The sequence below is a fragment of the Promicromonospora sp. NPDC050249 genome, assembly GCF_040656015.1.
Lineage (GTDB): Bacteria > Actinomycetota > Actinomycetes > Actinomycetales > Cellulomonadaceae > Promicromonospora.
In genome coordinates, this window is record NZ_JBFAKY010000034.1 from 48,305 (window position 1) to 55,873 (window position 7,569).

Here is a 7,569-nt window from a genome sequence, read left to right on the forward strand (position 1 = left end):
ACCGTTCCACGGTGCACCGGGGCCACTTCACTCGCAGCCGAGCACCCGGGCCGGTCCCGCGACCCGCGCGACGTGACACCCTGGTCCCGTGAGCTTCACGCACCTTGACGACCGCGGCCAGGCCCGCATGGTCGATGTCACCGCCAAGCAGCCGACGATCCGCTCCGCCACCGCGACGGGCACCGTCCGCTGCGGTCCCGACGTCGTGCGGGCGCTGCGCGACGGCGCCGTCCCCAAGGGGGACGTGCTGGCCGTGGCCCGGATCGCCGGGATAGCGGCCGCGAAGAGGACGCCGGAGCTGCTGCCGCTCGCGCACGTGATCGGCGTGCACGGCGCCGCGGTGGACCTCGAGGTGACCGACGACGGGGTCATCATCACGGCGATCGTCCGCACGGCCGACCGCACGGGGGTGGAGATGGAGGCGCTCACCGCTGTCGCGGTCGCGGGCCTCGCCGTCGTCGACATGGTCAAGGGCCTGGACAAGTCCGTCTCGCTCGCGGACGTGCGCCTCGAGCGCAAGACGGGCGGCAAGTCGGGCGACTGGGTGCGTCCGGAATGATCACCGTCCGCTATTTCGCCGGCGCCCGGGAGGCCGCCGGGGTCACTACCGAACAGCTCGACGGACCGACGTCGGTGGCCGCCTTCCGCGCTGCCCTCACGGCAGCGCACCCGCGCCTGGCGGAGGTCCTGCCGAAGTGCGCCCTGCTGGTGGCGGGTGCCCGCACGACGTCCGACGAGGCCCAGATCCCGGACGGCGCGGCGGTGGACGTCCTGCCCCCCTTCGCGGGCGGCTGATCCGCGCGGGCGGCTGACGCCGCTCGGGTCAGTGGTCGCCGCCGACCAGCTGCGAGCGGACGTGCGGCCAGAGCGTGAGCACCACCTGGAGCCCGTCGCGCACCCCGCCGGACGAGCCGGGCAGGTTGACCACCAGCGCGCGGTCCCCGTCGGCGGTGCCGGCGATCCCGGCCAGGCCTCTGGACAGCGCGGCGGTGGGCACGCCCGCCGCGATGCCCTGCTGGCGGACGGCCTCCGCGATCCCGGGGATCTCGTGGTCGAGCACCTCGCGCGTGCCCTCGGGCGTGAGGTCCCGCGGGGCGATCCCGGTGCCGCCGGTGGTGATGACGAGCCGGGCCCCGTCGTCGAGCACGGCGCGCAGCGCGTCCCGGACCGACTCGACGCCGTCGGGCACCAGGTGCTGGTGCACGTCGGTGAGCCCTGCCTGCTCCAGGAGCGACACCGCCGTCGGGCCGGACCGGTCCTCCGCCTCGCCGCGTGCACAACGGTCGGAGACGGTGATCACCGCTACCCGGTCGGACGTCATACCGACACGCTATCGGCCTCCGGCTCGTGGGGCTTGGCGGTCTCGGCTGCCTCGGCGGCCTTGTCGCGGCGGTAAGCGCGCACCGCCCAGAAGACGGCGGCGGCCCAGGTCACCCAGATCACCACGTACACGGTGTTCATCAGGACGGGGCCCGCGGCGATCCAGTCGCTGTTGAGCAGCGTGCGCGCGTTGGTGAGGATGATGACGCCGCCCACGAGCGAACCGAGGACGCGCGGCGGCACGAGGCGCACCAGCCAGGCGGCGATCGGCGCGGCGATCAGGCCACCGATGAGCAGGGCCAGCACCCAGGTGAAGTCGATGCCCTCGCCGCTGAGACCGACGAAGAAGCCGATGCTCGCCGCGATGGCCACGAAGAACTCGCTGGTGTCGATCGAGCCGATCACCTTGCGGGGTTCCATGCGGCCGCTCGCCAGGATCGCGGGGGTGCCCACGGGGCCCCAGCCACCACCACCGGTGGCGTCCATGAAGCCGGCCACCAGGCCGAGCGGGGTGAGGAAGCGACGGCGCAGCGGCTTGTCGGAGCGCGCCGGCAGGCCCTGCAGCGTGAAGCGGAGCAGCACGTAGATGCCCAGCCCCAGCAGGAGCAGCGACATCACCGGCTTGGCGATCTCGGTGGAGAGCGACGACAGGAACGTGGCACCGGCGAACGCGCCGATGGCGCCCGGGATACCGATGCGGGCGACGACCTTCCAGTCCACGTTGCCGAAGCGCCAGTGCGAGGCGCCGGACGCGAGCGTGGTGCCGATCTCGGCGAGGTGCACGGTGGCCGACGCCGCGGCGGGGTTGGTGCCGATCGCGAGCAGCAGGGTCGTGGAGGTCACGCCGTAGGCCATGCCCAGACTGCCGTCCACCAGCTGCGCGCCGAGGCCGACGAGCGCCAGCAGGATCAGGGTTCTCATGGTCGTGACCTTCCAGGTCCGGGGAAATACGGCGAAGGCAGCACCAGTGCGGCCCGCGCTAGAGTAACCACCCAACCCGGTCGGAAACAACGAGCATCTCACGCATCGGATAAGTGCGCATGACAGGCCGGGTGAAAGGTCTGCGATCCGTCAGGATTCGGCCAGGATCCAGGCGTCTACCGGGCTCAGGAGTTGCCTCAGGAGTTGGCCCAGGCCGACTCGCCCTGCGTGAGGGCGCGGATGTCGTCCGGCAGCGTGCCGTCCACCAGGTCGGCGAGCGATACCGCCTCCAGCACGGCACGGACGTTGGCGCGGAGCGCCACCCACACGTGGAGCAGCGGAGCGGCCGGACCCTGGAACTCCAGGTCGGACGGCCGGGTGCCGCGGACGAAGACCAGCGGACCGTCCACGGCCCGCACCACGTCGGCGACGGTGATCGAGTCGGCCGAACGCGCCAGCCGGTACCCACCGCCCGCCCCTCGGTGGCTCGTGACGAGTCCGTCGCGACGCAGGTCGCTCAGGATGCCCTCCAGGAAGCGGTGGGGAATGTCCTGCGCACGGGCCAGGGCCTCGGCGCGGACGGGCCCGTCGTGGTCGGCCGCCGCCAGCTCGGCGGCCGCCCGGACGGCATAGTCGGCTCGTGCGGAGATCCTCATGCCCCCATTCTCTCCCGTACTCCCGCCATGGTGTGCCGACCGGCAGCGCTTCCGCAGACCAGGAGAAATGGTTGGAATGGGCCCGCATGCTCGGTGATAGCGTCGACAGCGTGCCGCACATGAGGATTCGAGAGGCCGCCGCGTACCTCGGCGTCAGTGACGACACCGTGCGCCGCTGGATCGACCGAGGGCTGCTCGGCGTCCGCACGGACGACTCCGGGCGCAAGGTCGTCGACGGCTACGAGGTAGCGATGGTGGCGCGTGAGCATGCCTCGCCACCCGGCCTGCCGCCGGGTTTGCGCAGCTCCGCCCGCAACCGCTTCGTCGGCCTGGTCACCGCCATCCAGGCCGACACGGTCATGGCGCAGGTCGAGCTGCAGTGCGGGCCGTTCCGCGTCGTCTCCCTGATGAGCAGCGAGGCCGTGCGCGACCTCGGCCTGGAGCCGGGATCGGTGGCGGTAGCCGTCATCAAGTCGACGAACGTCGTGATCGAGACCGAGGATCGGCCAGGTTCCGCATGAACGGGTACACACACCAGCGCCGGCTGACGGTGGGCGCGCTGGCCGTAGGGATCCTGGCGGGGGTCACTCTGGCAGCCTGCAGCGGGCCATCCAGGCCCGACGACGGGGACGCGCCGTCCGACCGGACGCTCACCGTCTACGCCGCAGCGTCGTTGACCAGCGCGTTCGAGCAGATCGCCGCGGACTTCGAGGCGGCGCACGACGGGGTCTCCGTCGAGCTGTCCTTCGCCGGCTCGTCGGACCTGGTCGCCCAGCTCCAGCAGGGAGCCCCGGCGGACGTGTTCGCGTCGGCGGACACCGCGAACATGGACAAGCTCGCCGCGGCCGGCCTGCTGGCGGGGACACCTGCTGACTTCGCGACGAACACCCTGATGATCGCGGTCCCGCCGGGCAACCCGGCAGGGGTCGCATCGCTCGCCGACCTGGCCGCGGAGGACCTGAACCTGGTCGTCTGCGCGCCGGAGGTGCCGTGCGGCGCGGCGACCGAGCGGGTCGAGCAGGCGGGCGGCGTCTCGTTCTCCCCCGTCAGCGAGGAGCAGAGCGTCACCGACGTCCTGAACAAGGTGATCACCGGCGAGGCCGACGCCGGCCTCGTCTACGTCACGGACGTGCGCGCCGCCGGCGACCAGGTCGAGGGCATCGAGTTCCCCGGGTCGAGCGACGTCGTCAACGTGTATCCCGTCTCGGCTCTCCAGGGCAGCGCGCAGCCGGAGCTCGCCCAGGAGTTCGTCGAGGCCGTGCTGAGCCCGGACGGACAACAGGTGCTGTCCGACGCCGGCTTCGCGGCGCCATGATCCCCCGGTGGGTCGCCGGGGTCGCGGCGGTGGGCGCGCTCCTGGTGGTGCTCCCCCTCGCGGCGCTGGCGGCCCGCGTGGACTGGCCGAACTTCTGGACCCTGATCAGCAGCGAGTCGTCAGTGGCCGCGCTGCTCCTGAGTCTGCGGACCGCTGCCGTGAGCACGCTGCTGTGCCTGGTGGTGGGGATACCGCTGGCCCTGGTGCTGGCCCGCGCGCGCTTCCTCGGGATCAACCTGCTGCGTTCGCTGGTGCTGGTGCCGCTCGTCCTGCCGCCGGTGGTGGGCGGGATCGCGCTCCTGTACACCTTCGGGCGTCGTGGACTGCTCGGCGAGTCCCTCGAGGTGGCGGGTATCCAGATCGCGTTCTCCACCACGGCCGTCGTGCTGGCGCAGACCTTCGTGGCTCTGCCGTTCCTCGTGATCAGCCTGGAGGGCGCCCTGCGTACGGCGGGCACCCGGTACGACGTCGTCGCCGCGACCCTGGGCGCCCGGCCCACCACCGTGCTGTTCCGGGTGACCCTGCCGCTGGTATGGCCCGGCCTGCTGTCCGGCACGGTGCTCTCCTTCGCCCGTTGCCTGGGCGAGTTCGGGGCGACCATCACGTTCGCCGGCAGCCTGCAGGGCGTCACACGGACGCTGCCGCTGGAGATCTACCTGCAGCGGGAGACCGACCCGGACGCGGCGGTCGCACTGTCCCTCGTCCTCGTGGCGGTCGCCGTGCTCGTCATCGGCTTCACCCGCCGCAGCCGGAGCGCCCTGTGAGCCTTGTCCTCTCCGCACATCTCCCGGACCGTGACGTCCAGCTCGACCTCGAGGTCGCCGACGGCGAGACCGTCGCCCTGCTCGGCCCCAACGGCGCCGGCAAGTCCACTCTCCTGGCGGTCGCCGCCGGGCTGCTGCGCCCGCACGACGGCCGGGTCACGCTTGACGCCCGCACGCTCACCCACGTCGAGGCCGGCCGCACCCGCGCCTGGGTGCCCCCGCACGCACGGCAGGTGGCCCTGCTGGCACAGGATCCCCTGCTGTTCCCGCACCTCTCGGTACGGCAGAACATCGCCTTCGGACCCCGGGCCCGCGGTGCTTCCCGGCTGTCGGCCGGCGCGGAGGCCGACCGCTGGCTGGACCGGATCGGCCTGGCCGATCTGGGTGAGCGGCGCCCGTCCACCATCTCCGGCGGACAGGCCCAGCGGGTCGCGGTGGCCCGGGCGCTTGCGACCGAACCTCGGCTCCTCCTGCTCGACGAGCCCATGGCCGCCCTCGACGTCGACGTCACGCCCGCGCTGCGACACCTGCTCCGCGAGGTCCTCAGCGAGCAGACCGTCGTCATCGCCACGCACGACGTCCTGGACGCGCTCCTGCTCGCCGACCGGGTGGTCGTGCTCGACGGCGGCCGCGTCGTCGAGGATGGTCCGACCCGCGAGGTGCTCTCCCGGCCGCGGAGTGCGTTCGCCGCCAGGATCGCGGGCCTGAACATCGTGGCGGGCACCTGGTCGGACGAGGACGGCGGGATCCGCGCGGCGTCCGGCGTCGTGGTGCACGGCCTGCCCCACGACGACGGCGGGGGCGCCGACCGAGCGCTGCCCACGGCCGGGTCGCCGATGATCGCGGCGTTCCGCCCGACAGCCGTCTCGGTCTTCCCTGCCCGCGCGACCGGCTCCCCCCGCAACTCCTGGCCGGCCACCGTCACCACCGTCGAACCGCACGGTGATCTGGTGCGGGTCCGGGCCGGGAACCTCAGCGCGGACATCACACCTCAGGCGGCGGCCGACCTCGCGCTCGCGCCGGGAGACTCGGTCTGGTTCACGGTCAAGGCGACCGAGGTAGACCTGTACCCGGCCGGATGATCCGCGCCCGGCCGCGGGCGAGGCGGTCAGGCCAGGATCTGACCCGCCCGCTGTGCGGAGGCCGCGAACGAGCCGGTCAGCGGCAGCTCCGGCAGGATCACGGCCTGCGCGGCGTGATAGACGTCAGGCTTGCCGATCCACGTGCGGCCCGACGGCCGGTTCTCCGTGTCGAGCTCGTGGTGCCAGGAGCCGTGCTCGGCGTCGACGAGGTTCTCCCGGATCCAGGCCCACCATCCGGCCTCGAGCTCGGCATAACGTGCCTCGCCGGTGACCCGCCCCAGCACCTGCGCGGTCGCCACTGCCTCGGCCGCTACCCAGTGGAAGCGCCGCGCCTCTACCGGCGTGCCGGTCCAGTCGGTCGTGTAGACGAAGCCGCCCCCCGCGGGGTCCCAGCCGTCGGCAACCGCTCGCTCGAACAGCGCGACGGCGGCTTCCGTCCGTCGACCGGACGTGTCCGACTCGGCATCGATCTGCAGCAGCAACCGCGACCACTCGAGTCCGTGACCGGGTGTGGCTCCATACGGCTTGAACGGGTCGTGCGGCCGGTCCGCGTTGTACTCGAGGAGCGGGTTCCACGCTGCGTCGAAGTGCTCGGGGATCCGCCAGTCGTTCGTCTCTGCCCAGCTCACCACACGATCGCCGATGGCCGCCGCGCGGTCCAGCCACAAACCGTCTCCGGTCGCGGCATGCGCTGCCAGCAGCGCCTCGACGGCGTGCATGTTCGCGTTCACACCACGGTAGTCCGAGGTCTCGGACCAGTCGCGCGACCGCTCGTCGAGGTGCAGCTCCTGCTCGGGCTCCCAGAACCGCGCGTCCAGCACGGCGAGGGCCTTGGTCAGCAGCTCGGACGCTCCCGCTATGCCCGCGATCTTGCCGGACGACGCGGCGAGCACCACGAAGGCGTGCGCATACGCCTGCTTCGTGCCGACAACGTCGTCACCCTCACCCCGGGCTGCGAGCCATCCGCCGAACTCCCCGTCGCTCAGAACGTCCTGGAGACCACTGATCGCCCGCGCGGCATACTCGTCCGCACCGCTGACCCCGAGCAGGTGCCCCACCGCGAAGATGTGCGCCATGCGCGACGTGATCCACGTCTCCACAGGGTGTGAGCTGTCGGGCCGCCCGCGATCATCGAGCCAACAGGCTGCCCCGTCGTCACGAACCGACGCCTCAGCGAAACGCAGCAGCGAGACGAAGTGGCCCCTGCGCCACGCCGACTCACTCGTGCTGGCGGCCTGGTTGCTGGTGGAATCCGCGCCGGTGCGGGTGATGTCTGCGTTCACATGGCCACGATAGCCGCGGTCGATGTATCCCCGGCAATCTTGCCCGCCGAGTGGCCGGCAAGAGCTCCGACAGCGACGTTGCTGGCCGGCGTTGTGCCCCTGCCGGCAGTTTGAGTACGCAGTTTGTTCCGGGAATGCAGGAAGGGGGTGGAGCCCGCACTCACCCTGACGGGCTCGTGCTGGCTCCACCCCCTCCTGGGAATGGTTGTCCGGCGGCGTCCTACTCTC

The 7,569-nt window shown here is 72.1% G+C and carries 10 protein-coding genes; 6 read left to right on the plus strand and 4 right to left on the minus strand.

Going from position 1 to position 7,569, the window contains the following annotated elements; genetic code table 11:
* Positions 1-88 precede the first annotated feature (88 nt).
* Both moaC and AB0I32_RS22380 read left to right on the plus strand, forming a co-directional pair.
* Positions 89-559: a cyclic pyranopterin monophosphate synthase MoaC gene (gene moaC, locus AB0I32_RS22375; protein ID WP_357510056.1), complete on the plus strand. Its 471-nt coding sequence runs from the start codon at positions 89-91 to the stop codon at positions 557-559.
* A complete protein-coding gene (locus AB0I32_RS22380) occupies positions 556-795 on the plus strand; it encodes a MoaD/ThiS family protein (RefSeq protein ID WP_357510058.1) in 240 nt (79 codons plus the stop codon). The genes moaC and AB0I32_RS22380 overlap by 4 nt, the downstream gene beginning before the upstream one ends.
* Positions 796-823: 28 nt before the next feature.
* On the opposite strand, the gene AB0I32_RS22385 is transcribed toward AB0I32_RS22380, so the two are convergent.
* The 3 genes from AB0I32_RS22385 to AB0I32_RS22395 form a co-directional block, all read right to left on the minus strand.
* Positions 824-1,321, minus strand: a complete 498-nt coding sequence (locus AB0I32_RS22385; RefSeq protein WP_357451474.1) for a MogA/MoaB family molybdenum cofactor biosynthesis protein — start codon at positions 1,319-1,321, stop codon at positions 824-826.
* Positions 1,318-2,241 carry a sulfite exporter TauE/SafE family protein gene (locus tag AB0I32_RS22390; RefSeq protein ID WP_357510060.1) on the minus strand — a complete coding sequence of 308 codons (924 nt, stop codon included), beginning with the start codon at positions 2,239-2,241 and terminating at the stop codon, positions 1,318-1,320. Before AB0I32_RS22390 ends, AB0I32_RS22385 begins: the two co-directional genes overlap by 4 nt.
* Positions 2,242-2,438: 197 nt before the next feature.
* On the minus strand, positions 2,439-2,897 hold the full coding sequence (locus AB0I32_RS22395; protein WP_357510062.1) for an Rrf2 family transcriptional regulator: 459 nt from the start codon (positions 2,895-2,897) through the stop codon (positions 2,439-2,441).
* Positions 2,898-3,007: 110 nt separating this feature from the next.
* On the opposite strand from AB0I32_RS22395, the gene AB0I32_RS22400 reads away from it, so the two are divergent.
* From AB0I32_RS22400 to AB0I32_RS22415, 4 genes are read left to right on the plus strand one after another with little or no spacing between them, the layout of a single operon-like run.
* Complete coding sequence (locus tag AB0I32_RS22400; RefSeq protein WP_357451482.1) at positions 3,008-3,418, plus strand: TOBE domain-containing protein; 411 nt, start codon at positions 3,008-3,010, stop codon at positions 3,416-3,418.
* On the plus strand, positions 3,415-4,212 hold the full coding sequence (gene modA, locus AB0I32_RS22405; RefSeq protein ID WP_357510064.1) for a molybdate ABC transporter substrate-binding protein: 798 nt from the start codon (positions 3,415-3,417) through the stop codon (positions 4,210-4,212). Before AB0I32_RS22400 ends, modA begins: the two co-directional genes overlap by 4 nt.
* Entirely contained in the window at positions 4,209-4,976 is a 768-nt protein-coding gene (locus AB0I32_RS22410; protein ID WP_357510066.1) for an ABC transporter permease, read from the plus strand. The genes modA and AB0I32_RS22410 overlap by 4 nt, the downstream gene beginning before the upstream one ends.
* Positions 4,973-6,058, plus strand: coding sequence for an ABC transporter ATP-binding protein (locus AB0I32_RS22415; RefSeq protein WP_357510068.1), 1,086 nt, complete (start codon positions 4,973-4,975; stop codon positions 6,056-6,058). Before AB0I32_RS22410 ends, AB0I32_RS22415 begins: the two co-directional genes overlap by 4 nt.
* 26 nt (positions 6,059-6,084) lie before the next feature.
* Here AB0I32_RS22415 and AB0I32_RS22420 read toward each other — a convergent pair whose 3' ends face one another.
* Complete coding sequence (locus AB0I32_RS22420) at positions 6,085-7,341, minus strand: AGE family epimerase/isomerase (RefSeq protein WP_357510070.1); 1,257 nt, start codon at positions 7,339-7,341, stop codon at positions 6,085-6,087.
* Positions 7,342-7,569 lie beyond the last annotated feature (228 nt).